Annotated in this window: 14 protein-coding genes; 6 read left to right on the top strand and 8 right to left on the bottom strand. The window is 34.1% G+C overall.

From position 1 onward, the window contains the following. Positions 1-330 precede the first annotated feature (330 nt). Positions 331-582, top strand: coding sequence for a GIY-YIG nuclease family protein (locus tag ACH2BV_RS10535; protein WP_395050686.1), 252 nt, complete (start codon positions 331-333; stop codon positions 580-582). A gap of 149 nt (positions 583-731) precedes the next feature. Here the strand turns inward: ACH2BV_RS10535 and ACH2BV_RS10530 are convergent, their stop codons facing one another. The 8 genes from ACH2BV_RS10530 to gldJ all read right to left on the bottom strand — a co-directional run bounded on the left by ACH2BV_RS10530 (position 732) and on the right by gldJ (position 13003). Continuing rightward, positions 732-1403: a GDSL-type esterase/lipase family protein gene (locus ACH2BV_RS10530; RefSeq protein ID WP_395050685.1), complete on the bottom strand. Its 672-nt coding sequence runs from the start codon at positions 1401-1403 to the stop codon at positions 732-734. A 30-nt stretch (positions 1404-1433) separates the two neighbouring features. Next, positions 1434-3245, bottom strand: coding sequence for a glycoside hydrolase family 2 protein (locus tag ACH2BV_RS10525; protein WP_395050684.1), 1812 nt, complete (start codon positions 3243-3245; stop codon positions 1434-1436). 172 nt (positions 3246-3417) lie between these two features. Beyond that, positions 3418-5169 carry a cellulase family glycosylhydrolase gene (locus ACH2BV_RS10520; RefSeq protein ID WP_395050683.1) on the bottom strand — a complete coding sequence of 584 codons (1752 nt, stop codon included), beginning with the start codon at positions 5167-5169 and terminating at the stop codon, positions 3418-3420. A gap of 15 nt (positions 5170-5184) precedes the next feature. Beyond that, positions 5185-6642 (bottom strand): glycoside hydrolase family 30 beta sandwich domain-containing protein, encoded by a 1458-nt coding sequence (locus tag ACH2BV_RS10515; protein ID WP_395050682.1) that lies wholly within the window; start codon positions 6640-6642, stop codon positions 5185-5187. 278 nt (positions 6643-6920) lie between these two features. Then, a complete protein-coding gene (locus ACH2BV_RS10510; RefSeq protein WP_395050681.1) occupies positions 6921-8624 on the bottom strand; it encodes a glycoside hydrolase family 30 beta sandwich domain-containing protein in 1704 nt (567 codons plus the stop codon). A 61-nt stretch (positions 8625-8685) separates the two neighbouring features. After that, positions 8686-9516: an endonuclease/exonuclease/phosphatase family protein gene (locus tag ACH2BV_RS10505; protein WP_395050680.1), complete on the bottom strand. Its 831-nt coding sequence runs from the start codon at positions 9514-9516 to the stop codon at positions 8686-8688. A gap of 441 nt (positions 9517-9957) precedes the next feature. Then, positions 9958-11241 (bottom strand): UDP-N-acetylmuramoyl-tripeptide--D-alanyl-D-alanine ligase, encoded by a 1284-nt coding sequence (murF, locus tag ACH2BV_RS10500; RefSeq protein WP_395050679.1) that lies wholly within the window; start codon positions 11239-11241, stop codon positions 9958-9960. A gap of 64 nt (positions 11242-11305) precedes the next feature. After that, complete coding sequence (gene gldJ / locus ACH2BV_RS10495; protein ID WP_395050678.1) at positions 11306-13003, bottom strand: gliding motility lipoprotein GldJ; 1698 nt, start codon at positions 13001-13003, stop codon at positions 11306-11308. Between the two features lie 212 nt (positions 13004-13215). Here gldJ and porU point away from each other — a divergent pair, with 212 nt between their 5' ends. From porU to ACH2BV_RS10470, 5 genes are all read left to right on the top strand, one after another. Beyond that, a complete protein-coding gene (porU, locus tag ACH2BV_RS10490; protein ID WP_395050677.1) occupies positions 13216-17046 on the top strand; it encodes a type IX secretion system sortase PorU in 3831 nt (1276 codons plus the stop codon). Between the two features lie 37 nt (positions 17047-17083). Beyond that, on the top strand, positions 17084-18253 hold the full coding sequence (gene porV, locus ACH2BV_RS10485; RefSeq protein ID WP_395050676.1) for a type IX secretion system outer membrane channel protein PorV: 1170 nt from the start codon (positions 17084-17086) through the stop codon (positions 18251-18253). Positions 18254-18319: 66 nt separating this feature from the next. Further along, on the top strand, positions 18320-18802 hold the full coding sequence (cdd, locus tag ACH2BV_RS10480) for a cytidine deaminase (protein ID WP_395050675.1): 483 nt from the start codon (positions 18320-18322) through the stop codon (positions 18800-18802). Between the two features lie 151 nt (positions 18803-18953). After that, positions 18954-19952 carry a pyruvate dehydrogenase (acetyl-transferring) E1 component subunit alpha gene (gene pdhA, locus ACH2BV_RS10475; protein WP_395050674.1) on the top strand — a complete coding sequence of 333 codons (999 nt, stop codon included), beginning with the start codon at positions 18954-18956 and terminating at the stop codon, positions 19950-19952. Positions 19953-19958: 6 nt separating this feature from the next. Then, positions 19959-21599 carry a 2-oxo acid dehydrogenase subunit E2 gene (locus ACH2BV_RS10470; RefSeq protein WP_395050673.1) on the top strand — a complete coding sequence of 547 codons (1641 nt, stop codon included), beginning with the start codon at positions 19959-19961 and terminating at the stop codon, positions 21597-21599. The last annotated feature ends 175 nt before the right edge of the window (positions 21600-21774 follow it).

Raw genomic sequence — 21774 nt, 5'->3', positions numbered from 1 at the left:
GAACAAGTAGAACCGCTAATTTTTGGATGAAAAGGAGGAACCACAAAACGGAAAATATAATTCCCGAGAATACTCAACTAGTTCAAAAACCAGTTCATTTTTTGGTATTCTTTACACTTTAAATTATGTTTTCTCAATTTAATTGTGTACTTTTATACTTCACAAGTTAATGGAAGTCCAAACGATAAAAAAGGGGGTAAATTCGGTTACCCAATTTTAAATTTAATTGTATAATACTAAAGAATAGCGCATTACGAGGAAAGTTCTAATCCCTCATCGCCCACAAAAACTTCATTAGAGATAATGGAGTTTTTTTTATTTTTATACTTTATGGAATTTATAGTTTATATACTTTTTAGCGAAACTAAAAATCGGTTTTATATTAATTTTACTTCTAATGTAGAAGAAAGGGTTTTACGGCATAATCAAAAAAGCAAAGGTTATACAGGAAGTGTAAATGATTGGAAAGTTGTTTATAAAGAAATTTACGAAACAAAAGCACAGGCACAACATAGAGAATTGAAAATTAAATCTTGGAAAAGCAGAATTAAAATTCAGGAGTTGATTTCTAAAATAGATTAGCTTAGTTGGTTCAGAGCATTCCGATTTTTATCGGAAGTGGTCGGGGGTTCGAACCTCCCGATTGCATCGGGACAAGCTATCATCGCCCACAAAAAACTTCATTAGGGATAATGGAGTTTTTTTTATTTCTTATACTGAGAAGAAAGTAATTAATTTTTTACTTTCTTTCTTATTTCCGTCATCCAAATTTTGTATCCTTTTTTATTCATATGCAAACTATCTTCAATAAATAACGATGGATTTGGTTTCGAATGTTCAAGCATTTGGTTCCAAATACTAATAAAATAAGTATGCTTTTGTTTTTTACAAAAATCGGCAATACGATAATTGGCATCCAACATTCTTTTTCTCATCTCCCATCTTAAAGGACAAGGTTTTAATGAAATATAATAGATATCTATTGTGGGGAATTTTTCTCTAATATGTTTATAAAGCAACCTAAATCTTTCCAAAACAATTTTTCCCGTCACGGCATCTGATGAAGCAATATCATTTTCACCACAGTAAATAACGATTCTTTCGGGATTGTATTTATCAATAACATCCTTACGATACCGAATTACATCAGGCAAAGTTGATCCACCAAAAGCACGATTAAGCGGCGCATATTCAGGTAAATCATGCTCCAATGTTTTCCACTTTGTAAAAGAAGAACTTCCTATAAAAAGTGTTTTATAATGAGTTGGCATTGCAATACTATCCTGCTTTTTGAAGGCTTGAATGTCATCCCAAAAAGGAGGGTTTTGCGCAAAGACGTTTCCAATAAAAAACAACATTTGCAAGTAAATAATTGCTTTAAAAAATTTTAAATTAGAATTCATTTAGTTTGTTTTAAAACATCAAATCTTCGATTATTTTGCTGGTTTATATTTTTCGTAAAAATCTTTTAATACAAAAAAAGCTTTCTTTTTAATACCATCATTTGAAATTAATCCTTTTCTGTTGTATCCGTCCTGAATACCGGGAAGTAATCTTCGTGGTGAACGAAAATCAACCAAAATCCAAGGACTCAAACCAGAAATATTCGGTATTTTTTCAATCATTTTCAAGTTTTGAATGTATAAATATTCTTGAAATTCTTCTGTCCAACGTTCGTTTATTTCTCCGTGTAAACCCTGTTTGGCATCTCCTCCAAATTCTGAAACCACAACCGGCTTATTGTATTTTGATGTCCATTTAATCTTTTCGGCATCTTCCAAATTTCCTCCATACCAACCCAAGTATTCGTTGAAAGCAACAATATCAAGCTTTTCGGCAATGGCGTCGTCAACATAACTATTCAACTTTTCGCTTTTGGTCAGCAATGCGGCGCTTATCAATCGGGTGTTGTCCAAAGTTCTTGCTTTCGCATTCAAATTATTAATAAAAGCATTCCGTGCATCCGAAATCGGTGTTTCATTTGCCATAGACCAAATAATCGTGGAGCACCTATTTTTGTCACGACTTATCATTTCTACCAATTGATTTTCTGCATTTTTATAAGTTTCTGGATTGGTAAAATCAACCGTCCAATACACCGGAATTTCCTCCCAAACCATCAAGCCGATTTTATCAGCCAATCGCACCATATTTTCGTTATGAGGATAATGAGCCAATCGAACATAATTGCAACCCAATTCTTTCGCCCAAGTTAATAATCGAATTGCATCGGCTTCTGAGTTAGCTCGTCCACCTATAGCGTTTTCTTCGTGAATGGAAATGCCGCGCAGAAAAATAGGTTTGCCGTTCAAAATGATTTTGGAGTTTTGAGTTTCTATGGTTCTAAAACCAATATTGTCTTTGATAATTTGGGTGTTATATTCCACAAAAACATTGTATAATTTTGGCTTTTCTGGTGACCAATATTGAATTTTTTTATTGGTAATTTCGAAATTTATTTTTCCATCAGTATCAATTTTTCCTTTGTAATTAATTTTAAGTTCCGGGATTTTGATGATTACAAATTCAGTGCTTTCATCGAAGCTATTGATTTTTACAAAGCCGGAAATCGTATTTTTTTCTCCTTTTTTGAGTTGGATGGTGTAATCCTGAATGAATGATTTTGGTTCTTCGATCAACAAAACATCGCGTGTGATTCCGCCATAATTAAACCAATCGGTGTTCAATGTTGGCACTGCTTCCTTGCGACGAACATTATCTACTTTAACCACCAAAAAATTATCTTTTGATTTGATAATCGAGGAAACATCAAAATTAAATGGAGTGAAACCACCTTCGTGAATACCAAGTTTTTTTCCGTTGAGATATACCTCAGCTTTATAATTAGCAGCTCCAAAATAAACGAAAAGACGTTTGTTATCTTTCACATCATAATCAAAAGATTTCTTGAACCAGACCGTTCCTTCATAATAAAAAAGATTCTCTTTTTGCGAATTCCAATCGCCAGGAATGGTCATTGTGGGCGATTTATCAAAATCGTATTCTACCAATTCTTGTTTGTTTTTTGCGTGGTAATTGCTGTAATAAGCGGCATTTTGAACACCTTTTTGTTGGTCATAGACATCACGATGAAAACTGTAATAACCGGTCTCGTATGAATCTACGATATAATTCCATTCTCCGTTTAAGGAAGTTGTAGTTCGATTTGGAACATTGGTAATTAGTTCTTGGGAAAAAACAAAAAGAGGAAAAAGGAATAAAATATAGAGGAAAATTTTAGACATTTTTTAGATATTTAAAAAAGTATTATTAGTAATTGAATCTTTCGTCTATTAAATAAATAGAGCAAATTTAATCCTCTGTAAAAATACCATTTAAATCTTTTCTATTTCTTAAAAATTTTCATATTTTGGATGCCATACATATCTTCCACTCTTAAAATATAGAGTAATTAATTTATTTCTTTACCAAAGTTTTAGTCTTTTTGAATTCCAAAAAATTTAAATTAAAATTGCCTTTTTCAAAATGGACTTTAATTTTATTTGTTCCTTTTTTTAAAGTCACATTTTTTAAAGTTATCGTTTTCCAAGTATTTGTACCTCCTGAAGATGGAAGCGTTATGGTTTGGGATATTCTACCCGATTCACCTTCCAAATAAAGTTTTCCTCCTGAAACTTGACTTGAATACCGAATATCAACATCGAAAACTTTTTTAGCACTCAATTCAAAAGTGTATTGTAACCATTCAGTGTCATCAATAAAACACACATTGAACCCGTTAGTGATTTTATCATTACACTTTTCAATATCGACACCGTCGTTTCGCATCGAGCCGCCTTTGTTCCAAGGTGTAAATTGCGTTCCATTATAATTCACCACGTCTTTATCAAAATAGGCAAATTTATTTTGTCCTAAATCATATTCCGTTGCAAAGACTTTTCCTGGCAAGGAATGTGTTTTATACACTTTAGTGTCGGTGGTTTTATATTGGCGGAACATCGCATCAATAACATCATGTTTTATGGTTACATTCTCCAATTTGTAATTTTCGGCAATTTGCGTTAAAGTTGATTTTGCAAAAGCAACCGAAGGTTTTTCCCCTCCTTTTCCCCAATACTGAAGCAAATACTCGTATTCAGGTGTTATTGAAACTGAAGTGACGCCGGCGATGTTGTCAATTTTTTTCATCGGCCAAAAAGTCCAACCAATATTATTGGATTCCGCTAAAGAAACTACTTCTTTGAACCAAACATTAGAATTTTCCCCTGTTTCTCCCAACCAAATGGGAACGTTGTATTTTGTTCTATAATCTAAAAATTTTTGAATAGATTCTACATTATTTGGATTCCAATATTTATGAAAACTCAATGCCATATTATCATCCCAAAGCGGAAAAATTCCATTGTAATTATTTCCCCAACAATTGCCTTCGATAATGACTAAATGATTCGTATCGACTTCTCTAATGGCTTTTGTAATTCTAATTTCTAGATTTCTTAAAGGAATGTTCAAGGTTTCGTCACAACCATTGACATTCTTTCCGTCGAAGTTCCAATTGGGTTCATTGATGATGTCATAACCTCCTATCCACGGGCTGTCTTTATATCGAGATGCCAACTTTTTCCATAAAGCCACTGTCTTATTCTGATTGGCTTCACTTTCCCAAAGTGATGGTTTTGAAGTGTCGTAATCTGAGATATTGGCGTCGTGACCTTGACCTCCTGGAGCTGCGTGTAAATCTAAAATTAGATATATTTTATTGGCAGCACACCAATTCAGTAAATCATCCGTCATTTTGAAACCTTCTTCTAGCCAGGTATTTTCGCCCAAAATGGTTTCTTGTTCAATTGGTAAAGTGTAGAGATTATAATGCATTGGCAACCGAATGGAATTGAATCCCCAAGTGGCAAGCAAATCTATATCTTTTTTGGTAATTCCGTTTAATTTATAGGTTTTGTAGAAGTTTTTCGTATTTTCTTCTCCAATTAAATCAGTGATTTTTTGCTTGATAATATGCTGCGGACCGGCAATATTTCCAGTTTTAAGCATATAGCCTTCCTGAATCATCCAGCCTCCTACACCTAATCCTCTTAGCACAACATTTTTTCCGTTTCCATCTTCAATATTTTGCCCATTTCTATGCAAATAGCCTTGTCCGAAAGTTGAAAATGTAAGTAAAACAAAAACCAATAAGAGATAATTTTTCATAAAAATATTTAACTATTAATATACTAGCGTTTGAATAGCATGAGGCAAAATCGAAACTTCGGTCACCGATGTTCCCACACATAAATTATATGTAACTTTTTTGCCGCTTTGATTCATTACAATGGTAACCACTTTCCCATCTTGGTTCATAAAAGAGGTAGTTATTAAAGTACTACGACTGGAAACACTACTTACTCTTTTGGCATTTTTGCCAATAAATTTTGAAAAATGTCCAATGAAATAGTACGAAGGTGTGTAAATTAATTCACCCGTTTTTGTGTCACCGTGAATGGGTGCAAAACAAAAATTTCCAACGTGATTTGGTCCTCCGTTTTCATCTAAAAGGATGTTCCAATCTGTCCAGGCAACAGTTCCATTATTGAAATCGTTAATCATTGATTCTCCGTAGCGTTGACCGTTTTTCCAAAGTTGATATTTTTCCGCATTAAAGCTTTCTACACAACCTTCAGTAAAAAGTAAGTTTTTGTTAGGATACATTTCGTTAACTTTACCCACATTTTCAAACATTTGCTTCCCACCGCTCCAGCTTTCGTACCAATGAAATCCAATTCCCCAAACATATTTACTAGCTTCGGGATCGTCAAGAATTGTGCTTGCTCTCTGAGTTAATAAATCTCTGTTATGATCCCAAACGGAAATTTTTTTGTCGCCAAGTCCTGCTTTATTTAATGTTGGTCCCAGATAATTTTTCAAAAAATCACGTTCCTCTTCGGCTGTGTAAATACACGATTCCCATTTTTGAGTTGCCATTGGCTCGTTTTGAATGGTTAATCCCCAAACTGGAATTCCTTCTTTTTGGTATGCATTTATAAATTTTACATAATAATTTGCCCAAGGCTGATAATATTCAGGTAATAATTTTCCGCCTTTTAGCATATTTTTACTGTCTTTCATAAAGGCTGGCGGACTCCAAGGGCTGACAAATAATGTCAATTTCCCTCCTGCGGTTTCCGTCGCTTTTTTAATCAAAGGAATTTTGAATTGTTTGTCGTGGTTTATGCTGAAAGTTTTCAATTCCCTATCGCCTTCGTTTACATAGGTATACATATCACTGCTAAAATCACAACTATTGATGTTGGTTCTAATTAGCGTATAGCCAATTCCTTTGTCTTTACTGAAATAAGCATTTAGCAATTCTTGTTGTTTGTCTTTTGATAATTTCGCAAAAACTTCTGCACTGGCATCAGTTATTGCCCCACCAATTCCTAAAAATGTCTGGAAAGTCTTGCTTGGATTTACGAAAATACAAGTCTGGGTTTCCAGAGGTTGTTTTAATTCAGAGAATTTCAGATTATCAGTATTTGTCAATCTTAAATTAGTGCTGTCAGCAGAAGTAAAAACACTAACTACTTTGTCTTTTGTAGAAAAAGGTTTTGGCAAAGTTTTGCTTTTTTGCTGAGAAAAGGCATTGGTTGTAACCACTAAAATTAGTGCGATAATTGTTGACTTCATAATTTATTTATTTTTAAGATTGTTCTAAATATGTTTAATTTTATTTTCCAATTTATTGTGTATAATCTAAGGAAGTTCTCTTTCTGTTTTGTAAAATATATGCAAGTATTTTAGTTCATAAAACCTCACATAATCAAATATAAATTTTTAAGAAGTTAATGTTGGGTCAAAATCTCATACTATTCAGCTTCCCATTACTACTACTAGTGCAATTAGTGTTACTGAACTTTTTCTTGTTTGCATAATATTAGGTTGTTTGGTTCATTTTTTTTATCAATTTACCATATATAAGTCCCTACAGCACCACTTTCTAAAGAAGTAGTTACCCATTTACCATTATATTTTATGTTGAATATCTCTGAGGAATTTCCATCATTTTCAACAATTAAGACTATTTTTCCACTGGGAGTTTTAAATGCCACGTCACTCAAATTTCCACTTGTATTACTTGCTATTCTGACTGATCCTGTCGGAACAAATTTTGAAGCGTGAGCAATAATATAATAACCAACATTTCTTGTAAAACTATCCGCGCCAGTTATGGTTACAGCTCCTTTGCATTGGCTACAGCCTCCCGAAGTATGAGGGCCATAAGAAGTATTATTGGCTAAATTCCATTCAAGTGCATTTTTACTCCAATTGCGCATAGATCCAATCACAACATTTTTTAAATGCCATTTAAGATCTCCCGAAAAACTGCCATCAGATGAAGTCCATTGTTCTGTAAAATAGACGTTTTTATTTGGGAATGCATTGTGAACAGTTGATAAAGCACTAATGTCTCCACCGTATAAATGAAATGCGGAACCATCTACATAAGGGTTTGCAGTAGCATCATTTAATATTGTTAATGGATAATCCGGTCTGTCACAATTATGATCATAAATAATAATTTTGGTGCTAATGCCCGCTGTTTGGAAATCTGGTCCTAAATTATATTTTATGAATGTTGCCTGTTGAACTGCAGTCATCACCATACTTGGATTATTTCCTGGATTTAAGGGTTCATTTTGTGGGCAAATTGCATCAATTGTAATCCCTTCAGCTTTCATTTTTTGGATATATTTTACAAAATATTGTGCATAAACTCCGTAGTATTGAGGTTGCAAGCTTCCACCTATATAATTATTATTATCTTTCATCCAAACAGGAGGAGACCAAGGAGTTGCCATTATTTTTATATTTGGATTTATTACCAAAATTTGTTTCAGAAGCGGTATTAAATTTGTCATATCTGACGCCAAACTAAAACCGGTCAGATTCACATCCGTTTGTCCAGTCGGCATATCATCATAAGAAAATGGAGCATCATTCAAATCAGATGCAGCAATACTCAACCTTAAATAACTTATTCCTATTGAATTTGTGCCTGAACCAAATAACTCCTGCAATAATTCCTGTTTTTTGACAGTGCTTAATTGATTGATTACTTGGGCACTTCCTCCAGTAAGTGTAAAACCAAAACCATCAACTGATTGAAATGTTTGAGTTTCATTGACTTCAATATTTTGGTATCCATTATTAGTAGTTCCAAATACTAAAACCGAGGATTGTTTTTGGAGTTTCACTGATTGATCGCCTTTGGTTAACCAAAAGTCAATATCACTTATAACAATTCCATTATCGAATATTGTTCCTGTTGCAACTATTGGCACTAAATTAGAAGTATTATTCGAAGTTACAATTCCTGTTAATGTAAATGTTTCAGCAGTTTCGGCCAAGGAATCACTATAAGTAATCACATTTGCTATTCCTGATGTTTGACCGGCTGCTATCGTTATTGTTGTGTTCAAAGAGGTGTAATCTCCAGGTCCAGCCGTACCTGATGTTGTTACTACATTAACCGTCGTTGCTACTGTACTTGGCTTACTCAAAGTTAAAGTAAATATTACATCATACCCTTCTGTTACTGGGGTGCTTGTAATGGTTACAACTGGTGGTGTTGCTGTGGGTACATCATTTGATGGGGAACATTTTAACATAAGGCTAGTTAAAATTGCCAAAAGAAAAAATTTCATATTTGTTTTCATTTTTTTTATGTTATCAATATCCTATTTCAACATATACAGGTAAATGGTCTGACGGATATTTTAAGTCCTTTGAATCGCTTAAAACCGCAAATTTCTTTACTTTAAATTCGCTGTTTTTAGAAATAAATATATAATCAATCAATTCAGTTACTGGTTCATTGTGCTTAAATCCGTTGAAAGTTCCAGATGGTCCAAATGGCTTTTCTTCTGAGATTTTTCTACAATCATTCATCTCTTTGTTAAGGGCTATAATTCTGTCTTCTTTGGGTTTGGAATTTAAGTCTCCCATAAAAAACACTGTGTAATTTTTAGTATTCAATTCCTTTATTTTCAAACGAATGAGCAAAATTCCATTTGTTCTGGCCAATTCTCCCAAATGATCTAAATGTGTATTAAAAACCCAAAAAGTTTTTTTTGTTTTCAAATCTTTAAACAATCCATAAGTACAAACTCTATTTAAGGCAGCATCCCAACCTTTTGAAACCTTGTCCGGAGTTTCTGAAAGCCAAAAAGTGCTAATTTCCAATACTTTAAAACGATCTTTTTTATAATAAATATTAGACGATTCTCCTTTGCCAATCCCGTCTCTTCCAATACCAATGTATGAATATTGAGAAAGAGCCTTTGCAATATCGGCAACTTGATTCGGAGTTGCTTCCTGAACTCCAAAAATGTCTGGTTCATAAAATTGTATTTGTGACGTAAAAAAATCTTTACGATGTGTCCAATTGTTTTCTCCGTCAACAACTACATCAAGACGAATATTGTAAGTCATTAGCTTTAAATTTTGCGCATTGGAACAAAAAATAGTTAATGCTGAGATAAAGAATAGGATGTTCTTCATTTTATTTATTTTGGTATACTCTAACATAGTCTATGTCGAATTTTGAACTTGTAAATTTTGGATCTATTGATCCTCCATAAGTTCCTCCTATTGCGCAATTAAATAACAAAAAGAAATCATGATTAAAAGGCACTTTATTTGAATTTGCAAATTGCAAAAATTGTTGATTGTCAATAAATATTTTTATATCGGTAGGTGTCCATTCAAGAGTATATAGTTATGAATTTATATTTTCAACATCAGTACTAAAAGGTTTTTGATTTCCCTTTTTTTAAATAATTCTAATAATGAACGGAATCATGTTTTTTTAGCATTTTCTACTTATGTCATCAATTTAAGAACCTACATGTTCTAATAGATTCTTCATTCATATCAATAAGGAATGCTTAACTCTTCATTAAAAGACAGCCTTTTTTTAAATGCAAAAATTAAATATTACTATCATAAGAAGTTCAACGTTCTTTCCAAAGCCATTCCTCTAGAACCTTTTATGAGAATAGAGCTATTTTCGATTTTTATGTCTTTTAAATAATCTGAAAAAGCATCAAAAGTCTCATAAAAATAAAATTTTATTTTATCAATACGATTGTTATAAAAATCTTTTCCTATGAAGTAGCAAACAATATCTTTTTCTTCCAAAACCAAATTTACAATTGCTTTATGTTCTTGCTGGCTTTCTTCTCCTAACTCAAACATATCCCCCAAAATCATTATCTTATTCGAGTTATCTAATTGCACGAAATTTTCGATTGCAACAGCCATACTACTTGGATTGGCATTATAAGCATCCAGAATAATCTGATTTGTCACTTTGGTTATAAGCTGTGATCGATTATTTTCAGGAATATAACTTTCCAAAGCCTCTTTTATGGCAATATCCTCCACTCCAAAATATTTTCCAACGGTGAGTGCCGCATTGATATTATTAGCATTATACAAGCCAATTAAATGTGTTTGAATTACAAGATTAGAAAAACGAATTCCTACAAATGGATTTGCTGCAATGGAACTAATATTTACATTTGCATTTTCCTTATTTATACCAAATGAATACGATTTCAAGGTTTTTGATTTTTCGACCTGAATTTTATCTTCAAGGCTAATAAAAGCTAGCTTATCATTTTGCGAAAGATAGTTATACATTTCGCTTTTTCCTTCTATAACGCCTTCCACTCCACCAAAACCTTCTAAGTGTGCTTTACCAAAGTTAGTGATATAACCATAATCCGGTTTAGCCAATTCGCAAAGAAATTCTATTTCTTTTTTATGATTAGCTCCCATTTCAACAATTCCAATCTCAGTTTCACTATCGAAAGATAATAATGTCAAAGGAACACCAATATGATTGTTTAAATTTCCAACAGTTGCTTTTGTAGTATACTTTTTTGATAGGACAACATTTATTAACTCTTTTGTTGTAGTTTTCCCATTGCTACCCGTAAGTGCAATTATGGGTAATTTTAGATATTGACGATGGAACTTTGCCAATTCTTGCAAGGCTATCAAACTATTTGGAACCAAAATAGTTCTTTGGTCAATAAAATAGTCGTAATTATCAATTATCACATAAGAGGCTCCTTTTTCGAACGCGTCTTTAGCAAATGTATTAGCATCAAAGTTCTCTCCTTTAATGGCGACAAACAATGAATTTGACTCAATTTTTCGGGTATCAATCGAAACCGATTTACATTTTAAAAACAAACTGTGAATGTATGCGATGTCCATACGAAAACGATTTTAAAAAATAAAAGCCCTAATCAAAGGGCTTTTATTACTATTATTTAAAAAATTAATTTCTTGCAGATTTTCTTTTATCAGATTTTGCACCTACTCTAGACATTGCACATCTAAACCCAATATAATCAGTAGCCATATCTTGCGGAAAATATCTTCTTTGAGCAGGGTCTAACCAATATGCCCTATCTCTCCAAGATCCCCCTTTATAAACTCTCACATTGTCATTTATTAAAGTGGTTCTTTTATTTGTTTTGTCATATTTTCTAACCATATTTCCTAAACTATCTATAGTAACATTGTGTTTAGGAGCGTTGTACATCACCTTATCATCTTTTCCTTTTTTGGTATCAGATTCTGAATCTCCAAAATTAAAATATCTTGTTGATTGCTTGTCACCATCTCTGTAATTGATGTTGTCACTTTTATCGAAATTCTGTCTCAAATATGTTTCCTTTTCGTCAACTGGAACTTGAGCAATTTGACCAGGAAAGGCTCTTGCAACTATTCTTCCGTTACTTAAAGTGTCGTATTTAATATTTTCTTTAGTTACAATTTCAACTTTACCGTCTTTTCCAATTTTATTTTTGGTGTATTGATTCCCTCTAAAATAATTAAAATCATTAGCTTCATTATCAACAATTGGTCTGTAAACGTCCATAACCCATTCAGCTACGTTTCCAGCCATATCATACAATCCAAAATCATTTGCCGGATAGCTTTTCACTTTATTGGTAATATCCGCACCATCATCAGACCATCCTGCAATTCCACCATAATCTCCATTTCCTTGTTTGAAATTGGCTAATTGATCTCCTTTGCTTTGTCTTTTTCCTGAACGCGTGTAACTTCCAGACCAAGGATATTTTTTCTGTCCTTTATATATATTATATTCTCTTTGCCCCACATCAGCAGCAGCAGCATATTCCCATTCAGCCTCTGTTGGAAGTCTATATTCTGGAAGAAGAATCCCTGAAGAACGTTGTGCATAAATATTGGTTGGCTCAATTACCTTACCATCTTTTCCTGCTTTTGTAGGTTTTTTACCTCCTTTTTTATCTGCATATTTTCCAGGCAATACAATTTCTGCATTTCCTCCATATGACAATGTTGGAGAGTTTAAATAGGTTTCTGTGTCAAAATTACTTTCGGCAGTTACGTCTAATGTTTTTGCATTCTTTTTAAGATAACCATTTTTTTCCAACAGAGCTTCATTCACACGTTGAGTTCTCCATTTGCTAAATTCAACAGCCTGAATCCAATTTACCCCCACAACAGGGTAACCAGCATAAGAAGGATGTCTCAAATAATTATTGGTCATAGTTTCATTATAACCCAATCGATCTCTCCAAACTAAAGTATCAGGAGAAGCACCTTCATATATATTTTTGTAGTTTTCATCACTTGGTGGAAATACTTTCTTAACCCAGTCTAAATATTCTAAATACATTTTATTGGTAACTTCAGTCTCATCCATATAAAAGGATTGCACGTGTTGCTGAGTTGGAGTATTATTCCAATCGTGCATTACGTCGTCTTCAACTTTTCCCATTGTGAATGTTCCGCCTTCGACAAAAACCAATCCAGGTCCAGCTTCTTGTTTATTTTTTGAAGACCCTTTTTTACTATCAACGTTCCAACCTGTAGCTTGTGATGAATTTTTTGAACTAGATTTTTTACTACAACTAGTAAAACCAATAATCAACATTATTGATAAAATCAAACGTAGGGCCATAATTTTGTTTACTTTCATACTCTTTTGTAGGTGATAATTTCTGTGGTGCAATATAATAATTAACCATTAAACCACAACATCATTTTTTTTATTTAATAGATTGAACTGTGTTTTCTATATAAATTACTCAATCCAAACGCAAATTTATACTATTTATTATTTAAAATTACACTAAATGATATATTTTTACTCCTCGTAATATTTTGCTATAAATTCCGTTTTAGAAAACAATGAAAAAAATACTTTTGGTTTATTTAACCCTGATTCCTTTTGTTTCTTTTGCACAAATTAAAGGTGATATTACCATTGAATGGCTTGAAAAGAAAGAAATGTCTTTTGGTGATTTCAAAATTAATGTACCACAATTTGTTGGCAACAGCTATAATTACGAACCTTCTAAAAGGACTCTTTTTTACATTTTAAACCTAACAGAATCAAATTCTTTTGACGGAAATACCGTTCAAGTGACAAACGTCGTTTATGAGTCATTAACAACTTCTCAATTAGGCGATTTAGACCAAGCAAATATTCCAAAAACCCCATCGGCTTCATTAAAAATAAATGAATCAAGAGACATAAAACAGGTTTTTCTTGTATTATCACCAATAGTAAAGGATGAATTTGGATATAAACGAATTAAATCTTTTTCCTATTCTATAAGTGGCAGCAGTTCTTCAAGAATATCACAAACGAATAAAACCGGCGTCATAATAAACTCTGTTTTGGCAACGGGGGATTGGTATCAATTTTATGTGGATAAATCAGGTGTTTATAAAGTTTCTAAGAGTTTTTTACAGCAATTAGGCCTCAATACAAGTGGAATTGACCCCAAAAAGATAAAAATATATGGAAATGGAGGACGAATGTTACCTTTATCAAACAGCACCTTTTATCCTACTGATTTAACTGAAAACACAATCCAAATTATTGGTGAAAGCGACGGTGTTTTTAATGATGAAGACTGCATTTTATTTTACGCCGAAGGTATTGACACTTGGAGTGAAGAAAGTCAAACCAACAATAATTTGTATGACACAAAATCCTATTATTATGTTACTGTACAGGGAAATGAAGGGAAAAGAATCTCAAATATGGTTCAACCCACCGGAAGCAGTACTTTAAATTTAAACACATTTGATGACCATCAATTTCATGAATTAGACTTGGTAAATATTGGACGTCTTGGCCGACAGTGGTTTGGCGAGTTATTTGACATCAACCAAGATCAGGAATTTTCTTTTAGTTTTCCTAATATAGATACAGCAACACCTGTAAAATTAAATATATCGGCAGCTTCGGCAGCTTATATTACCACCTCATTTAAAGTGTCAGCTAATGGGCAAGATGTTGGAACAATATCATTTCCGGCACTTACAGTCAACTCTGGCGTTCAATTTAATGGAGGCGCTTTGCCAAGTAACGCAACGTTTCCAGGTTCAGAAAGCATAAAAATAAAACTATCCTATAATAATAATGGTGTCCCAGGCTCAAAAGGATACCTTGATAACATTAGGCTTATCGCCAAAAGAAAACTTCAAGGTTACGGAAAACAATTTTTGTTTCAATATGATTTGGCAAATTCAAGTTTGGGAATTGTGAGTTATGATGTTTCGAATGCTAGCGGCATCTCTCAGGTTTGGGATGTAACTGATATATATAATGTAACCAAAGTCGAAAATTCAAATCAAGCATCATTTTCTTTTAAAGCAAATCTGGGTGAACTAAGAAAATACGTTGCAATTGATGCCTCAGATTATTTTATCCCTTTAAAAAGCAGCAAACCAAAAATCAGCAACCAAAATCTAAAAGGAACACTTTTTAAAAACTCCCAAGGGCAATTTCAGGATATTGACTATGTAATTATTACACCAGCTTTTCTGGCGAATCAGGCCAATAAATTAGCCAATTTTCATCGTTCCTATTCTAATCTAAACGTCAAAGTAATTCCTCTTGAAACAATCTACCAAGAGTTTTCTTCAGGCAAACAGGACATTGCCGCTATTAGAAATTGTATAAAGTATATTTATGACAATGCTTCTCTGCCAGAAAAAAGAATAAAATATGTAAATCTCTTTGGCGACGCTTCCTATGATTATAAAAACCGAATCCCAAACAATACTAATATTGTTCCTATTTATCATGCATTAAACAGCAACACTCTAGGAGAATCATCCTTTGCTTCTGATGATTTCTATGGTTTGATGGGTGCTAACGAAGGAAATATCGGGTCCTTTTTTGGAGGGATTGACATCGCTATGGGAAGAATGATCAATGACAATACTGAACAAGCGGATGAAATGGTAAACAAAGTAATTGAATATCACGACGTGAAATCATATGGAAGTTGGAGAAATAATTATGTGATGGTTAGCGATGATTCTGATAAAGCATCAGACGTAACCTTGCAAAACAGACAAAATACTTTAGCGGATAAAATCACTTTTGAAAAACCATTTTTAAATGTCAATAAAATATTGCTGGACTCTTATGTTCAGGAAGCTTCGGCTGGAGGAGCTAGATATCCTAAATCAAGAACAGATTTATTCAGTGCTTTCGAAAAAGGAGCTTTAGTTTTTAACTATTTAGGTCATGGTGGTGAAGACGGTCTATCAAGTGAACGAATTTGGGAAAAATCCGATGGGCAAAATCTAAGCAATCAATTTAAATATCCTTTATTTATTACCATAACCTGTGATTTTTCACGATTCGACAATCCATCTAGACCTACTGCTGGCGAATATACTTATTGGAATCCAAAAGGCGGAGCCATCTCAATGATTACAACTACTCGTGAAATAGGACAGTTTAGTGCCGAAAATTTTAATGATAAACTAGCCGAAAAATTATTTTCCTACGGTTCTAACCAATACAACTCAATAGCCGAATCATTACGATTAGCAAAAAACAGCAATCCAAATTCATCAACTAATGTCGTGTTTTACATTGGCGACCCAGCCATAATGCTTGCTATTGCAAAACCAAAAATAAGGCTTACAAAAGTAAATGACATTCCTGTTTCACAACCTTTTGATGATTTCAAATCGTTGGCAAAAATGAAAATATCAGGAGAAATAACCGATGAAAATAACAATCCGTTAACTAATTATAACGGAGAACTTTCGACCACTATATTCGACAAGTTTATCTCAAGAACAACTTTGAATAATGATGGATATAGCCCACCAATACCTTTTAATATTCTAGGAGAAACCATCTTCAGAGGAAATGCTTCGGTTACAAACGGGCAATTTGAATTTAGTTTTATTGTTCCAAGAGATATTCGAATACCATTAGCTAACGGAAAAATTAGTTTTTATGCTAAAAAGAATCAACTTTTTGAAAACCAAGCGGGTTATGACACCAGTATAAAAGTGGGTGGAATAAACGAAAATGCTGTCATGGACAATATTAGTCCAAGAGTGCAGTTATATATGAACGATGAAACGTTCGTTTCGGGTGGTATAACAAATGATTCTCCGTTCTTATTAGCAAATCTTGAAGATGAAAGTGGTATCAATACCGCTAGCGGAATAGGCCATGATATTGTTGCAATTTTAGACGGTGATGTTAATAATCCTTATATTTTAAACGATTATTACCAAACAAATCTGGATGATTATACCAAAGGAACGCTTCGATTTCCGTTCAGGAATTTAGCTGTAGGTTTGCATACTATTACGTTCAAGGCTTGGGATGTTTATAACAATCCAATAACTGCCGAAATACAATTTATTGTTGCAGGAAACGAATCGATAACATTGACTCATGTTTTGAATTATCCCAATCCATTTGTCAATTATACTGAGTTTTGGTTTTCGCACAATAGACCTTATGAACCTTTAGAGGTTCAGGTTCAGGTGATGACCATAACAGGAAAAGTGGTTTGGACGCGAAACCAAATAATTACAACTGAAGGATTTTTGTCAAAAGAAATCACTTGGGACGGCAAAGATGATTTTGGAAATAAAATTGGGAAAGGAGTTTATGTTTATAAACTGACCGTTAAATCGAACTTAACAAATTCGAAAACTGAAAAATTTGAAAAACTTGTAATACTTTAATAAAATACTATATTTGTCCAATTAATACTAAACATCAATGAAAAAAATACTTTTACTTTTTGTCTGTTTATTTATAATTTCGTTTGCAAAAGCGCAAGAAAATGTTATCACAACCGCAGTCCCATTTTTATTAGTTGCGGCTGATGCTAGAGCTGCAGGTATGGCTGATAATGGCGTTGCTTCGTCTGCAGATGCTTTCTCTCAACAATGGAATCCGGCAAAATATGCTTTCGCATTAGATAAAGTAGGTTTTTCTATAAGCTACACTCCCTATCTTACTGACTTGGTAAACGATATTTCTTTGGGACAACTCAACTACTACAATAGAATGAACGAAAAGAGTGCTTTTGCAGGAAGTTTTCGATTCTTCGGATTAGGGAATATCGAATTACGTGAAACAGGTGATCCAAATGAAATTCCAAGAGTAGTTTCACCTAGTGAATTTGCATTTGACGGATCATATTCCTTAAAACTAAGCGAAAAATTCTCTATGGCAGTTGCCGCACGATACATAAATTCTAATTTAAAAGTAGCGTCAGATACTGGTGATGCTTCTTCAGCAAGTTCATTTGCCGTTGATGTAGCAGGATTTTATCAATCAGAAGAAATTGCCTTCAACGAATTCAACGGAAGATTGAGAGCGGGTTTTAACATTCAAAATTTAGGCCCAAAAATTAGCTATGACAACACCGAATTTAGCAGCAACTTTTTGCCTGCCAATTTAAAAGCAGGAGCTGGTTTTGATTTTATCCTTGATGATTACAACAAGGTCGCAGTAAATGTTGAGCTAGCCAAATTATTAGTGCCAACACCTCAAAACCCAGATTTGAACGGAGACGGAACAATCACTTCTGCTGAAAGATCTCAAAATAATCAAGATTATCAATCTATTGGCTGGTTTCAAGGCGTAACTCAATCATTCTCAGATGCGCCGGGAGGTTTCAGCGAAGAGATGAAAGAAGTTACTTATTCAGTAGGTGCTGAATATTTATACCAAGACTCCTTTTCGATGCGTATGGGTTATTTTCATGAAAACCCTGATAAAGGTGCCAGACAATTTTTCTCCCTTGGTGCGGGTTTCAAATATAATGTAGTCAAAGTGGATGTTTCTTATTTATTTTCGACATCTAAGGTCAAAAACCCTTTGGAAAACACCTTACGATTCTCACTTACATTTAATTTCGGTGATAAATACGATGAATATTAGCCAATTAATAAAATAACTTAAAATCCAAATTTCAATGAAATTTGGATTTTTTTTCCAATATAAAGAATGAAAGACATCATTATTTCAACCCAATTTTCCGTTTTCGAATCGGTTCAGGAATTACCAAGCGACGTTCAAAATCTAATGGTACAAGCTGTGGAGGTTAGAAAAAAGGCTTATGCTCCGTACTCAAAGTTTAGAGTTGGTGCTGCACTTTTATTAGATAACGGAAAAATAGTTTTAGGTTCAAACCAGGAAAACGCTGCTTATCCTTCAGGGCTTTGTGCTGAGCGCGTTGCTGTTTTTCAAGCGGGTTCAATTTATCCAGAAGCAAAAATTTTAAAAATGGCCATTACAGCAGCTTCAGATACAAATCAAACCACTGCTCCTATACCTCCTTGCGGTTCTTGCAGGCAATCTATCGCCGAATATGAAATCAAACAAGAAACCCCAATCGAGATTTATTTTATGGGCGAAATAGGTGTTATTTACAAATCGGATTCGCTAAAAAACCTGCTTCCATTTATGTTTGATAAGCGCTTCTTATAAAAAAAACCAAAAATTACCTTTTAAATTTTAATGCTTACTCGGAATGTCTTATTTTTGCAACTTGCAAATTTGGGGTGAGGAAACTATTTTTGCATGAGTCGGATATAAAATACCCAACACAACAACCCTTTAGCAAAAAAATAAAAAAGACATGAAAGAAGTTACAAAAGAAGTTTATTTAAAGTGGTATGAAGACATGCTGCTTTGGAGAAAGTTTGAAGACAAACTTGCAGCACTATACATTCAACAAAAAATTAGAGGCTTTTTACACTTATATAATGGTCAGGAAGCCGTTTTAGCAGGAGCATTGCACGCTATGGACTTGACTAAAGACAAAATGATTACTGCATACAGAAATCACGTTCAACCTATTGGAATGGGTGTTGATCCAAGACGTGTTATGGCTGAACTTATGGGGAAAGTTACCGGAACCTCAAAAGGAATGGGTGGTTCTATGCACATTTTCTCAAAAGAACACGGATTTTATGGTGGTCACGGAATCGTGGGTGGACAAATTCCTATTGGTGCCGGAATTGCTTTTGGAGACAAATACAATAATACTGGCGGAGTAACATTGACCTATTTTGGCGATGGTGCCTCTAGACAAGGTTCATTACACGAAGCTTTTAATATGGCTATGCTTTGGAATCTTCCAGTAGTTTTTATTGTTGAAAATAACGGTTATGCAATGGGAACTTCTGTCGAAAGAACCGCAAATCATCCAGATATTTGGAAACTAGGTTTAGGATACGAAATGCCTTGCGGACCAGTAGACGGAATGAATCCTGTAAAAGTTGCCGAAGCAATGACTGAAGCTATCGAAAGAGCACGCAGCGGTGGCGGACCAACTTTTCTTGAAATGAAAACGTATCGTTATAGAGGACACTCTATGTCAGATGCACAACTATACCGTTCGAAAGAAGAAGTAGAAGAATACAAAAAAATCGACCCAATTACTCAAGTTTTAGATGTAATTAAAGATCAAAAATACGCTACCGAGAAAGAAATTGAAGCAATCGACCAAAAAGTAAAAGATTTAATCGAAGAATGCGTAAAATTTTCTGAAGAATCTCCATATCCGGAAATTCAACAACTATATGACGTGGTTTACGCCCAAGAAAACTATCCATTTTTACCTCATAAACTATAATCAATTATGGCAACAGTAATTAACATGCCTCGTTTGAGCGATACTATGACGGAAGGAACGGTAGCAGCTTGGTTAAAAAAAGTAGGCGACAAAGTCAGTGAAGGCGATATTCTTGCCGAAATTGAAACGGACAAAGCAACAATGGAATTTGAATCCTTCAATGAAGGAACGCTTTTACACATTGGCATTCAAGCCGGAGAAACTGCACCAGTAGATACTTTATTGGCAATTATAGGAAATGAAGGCGAAGATATTTCAGCTTTATTAGCAGCAAAACCTGTTGTAGCTCCAGCAAAAGAAGAAGCTCCAGCAGTAACAGAAGTTAAAAAAGAAGAAACTGCAGTTGCAGCATCAGCAAGTTTGCCAAAAGGAGTTATTGTAGTTACAATGCCTCGTTTGAGCGACACGATGACCGAAGGAACCGTAGCAACCTGGTTGAAAAAAGTAGGTGATAATGTTGCTGAAGGTGACATTCTTGCTGAAATCGAAACCGATAAAGCAACAATGGAATTCGAATCTTTCAACGAAGGAACTTTATTATACATCGGAATTCAAGAAGGACAATCGGCTCCTGTTGACAGCCTATTGGCTATCATTGGACCAGAAGGAACAGACATTAGCGGCATTGCCGAAAATTATAACCCCCTAACCCCTAAAGGGGAAACTGCTGCAGTAGCAACCGAAGAAGCAAAATCGGCACCAGCTAGAGATGTTGCGCCAATTGTTCAAGAAGCATCTGCTGACGGACAACGTGTTTTAGCTTCGCCATTGGCTAAGAAAATTGCCAGCGAAAAAGGAATCCAACTATCACAAGTAAAAGGTTCAGGTGAAAACGGACGTATCACTAAAAGTGATGTGGAGAACTTCACTCCAACAGTAGCAGCTGCACCAAGTCAAATTGCTCAACCGACAACCGACAACTCACAACCGACAACAGTTGCAAAACCTTATGTTCCAGCTGGGCAAATTGCTACAGAAGAAATAAAGAACTCGCAAATGCGTAAAATCATTGCGAAACGATTGGCTGAATCTCTATTCACTGCACCACATTACAACTTGGTTATTGAGGTAACAATGGACGAAGCAATGAAATCAAGAGCAATTATCAATAGCGTTCCGGATACCAAAGTATCTTTTAACGATATGGTGATTAAAGCATGTGCAATGGCTTTGAAAAAACACCCAAAAATAAATTCACAATGGAAAGAAGATGCAATTACCATCAACTATCACGTGAATATTGGCGTTGCTGTTGCTGTTGAAGACGGATTAGTTGTTCCCGTATTGCCTTTTACTGACGGAATGAGTTTATCTCAAATTGGAGCAAACGTAAGAGACCTTGCAGGAAGAGCGAAAAACAAAAAATTATTACCTACCGAAATGGAAGGAAGTACTTTCACGATTTCCAACCTTGGAATGTTTGGAATAACCGAATTCAATTCTATCATTAACCAACCGAATTCTGCCATCCTATCCGTAGGAGCAATTGTAGAAAAGCCAGTGGTGAAAAATGGACAAATCGTGGTAGGAAACACAATGATGTTATCTTTAGCTTGCGATCACAGAACTATCGATGGTGCAACAGGAGCACAGTTCTTGCAAACTTTGAAACAATATATTGAAAACCCAGTGACGATGCTAGCGTAATAGCTTTTTAATTTATATATAAAATCCCGTTTTGAGAAATCAGAACGGGATTTTTTTTAATCAATGGCACTATATTTATATTTCATTTTTTACCAAAAAATAGACAATAATCCCAATTGATATTAATGTTATTAAATATCCAGTCCAAACATTTCTGCTTTCATATTTCTCTTCA

The sequence above is a fragment of the Flavobacterium sp. genome (assembly GCF_043780635.1).
Taxonomy (GTDB): domain Bacteria; phylum Bacteroidota; class Bacteroidia; order Flavobacteriales; family Flavobacteriaceae; genus Flavobacterium.
This window is presented reverse-complemented; position numbering and strand designations above follow the sequence as displayed.

Excerpts from the sequence above, each read along its gene's own strand:
- ACH2BV_RS10515 (WP_395050682.1), bottom strand. The coding sequence starts at position 6,642 with ATGAAGTCAACAATTATCGCACTAATTTTAGTGGTTACAACCAATGCC.
- ACH2BV_RS10525 (WP_395050684.1), bottom strand. The coding sequence starts at position 3,245 with ATGTCTAAAATTTTCCTCTATATTTTATTCCTTTTTCCTCTTTTTGTT.
- porU (WP_395050677.1), top strand. The coding sequence starts at position 13,216 with ATGAAAAAAATACTTTTGGTTTATTTAACCCTGATTCCTTTTGTTTCT.
- gldJ (WP_395050678.1), bottom strand. The coding sequence starts at position 13,003 with ATGAAAGTAAACAAAATTATGGCCCTACGTTTGATTTTATCAATAATG.
- ACH2BV_RS10505 (WP_395050680.1), bottom strand. The coding sequence starts at position 9,516 with ATGAAGAACATCCTATTCTTTATCTCAGCATTAACTATTTTTTGTTCC.
- porV (WP_395050676.1), top strand. The coding sequence starts at position 17,084 with ATGAAAAAAATACTTTTACTTTTTGTCTGTTTATTTATAATTTCGTTT.
- ACH2BV_RS10510 (WP_395050681.1), bottom strand. The coding sequence starts at position 8,624 with ATGTTAAAATGTTCCCCATCAAATGATGTACCCACAGCAACACCACCA.
- murF (WP_395050679.1), bottom strand. The coding sequence starts at position 11,241 with ATGGACATCGCATACATTCACAGTTTGTTTTTAAAATGTAAATCGGTT.
- ACH2BV_RS10535 (WP_395050686.1), top strand. The coding sequence starts at position 331 with ATGGAATTTATAGTTTATATACTTTTTAGCGAAACTAAAAATCGGTTT.
- ACH2BV_RS10520 (WP_395050683.1), bottom strand. The coding sequence starts at position 5,169 with ATGAAAAATTATCTCTTATTGGTTTTTGTTTTACTTACATTTTCAACT.
- pdhA (WP_395050674.1), top strand. The coding sequence starts at position 18,954 with ATGAAAGAAGTTACAAAAGAAGTTTATTTAAAGTGGTATGAAGACATG.
- ACH2BV_RS10470 (WP_395050673.1), top strand. The coding sequence starts at position 19,959 with ATGGCAACAGTAATTAACATGCCTCGTTTGAGCGATACTATGACGGAA.
- cdd (WP_395050675.1), top strand. The coding sequence starts at position 18,320 with ATGAAAGACATCATTATTTCAACCCAATTTTCCGTTTTCGAATCGGTT.
- ACH2BV_RS10530 (WP_395050685.1), bottom strand. The coding sequence starts at position 1,403 with ATGAATTCTAATTTAAAATTTTTTAAAGCAATTATTTACTTGCAAATG.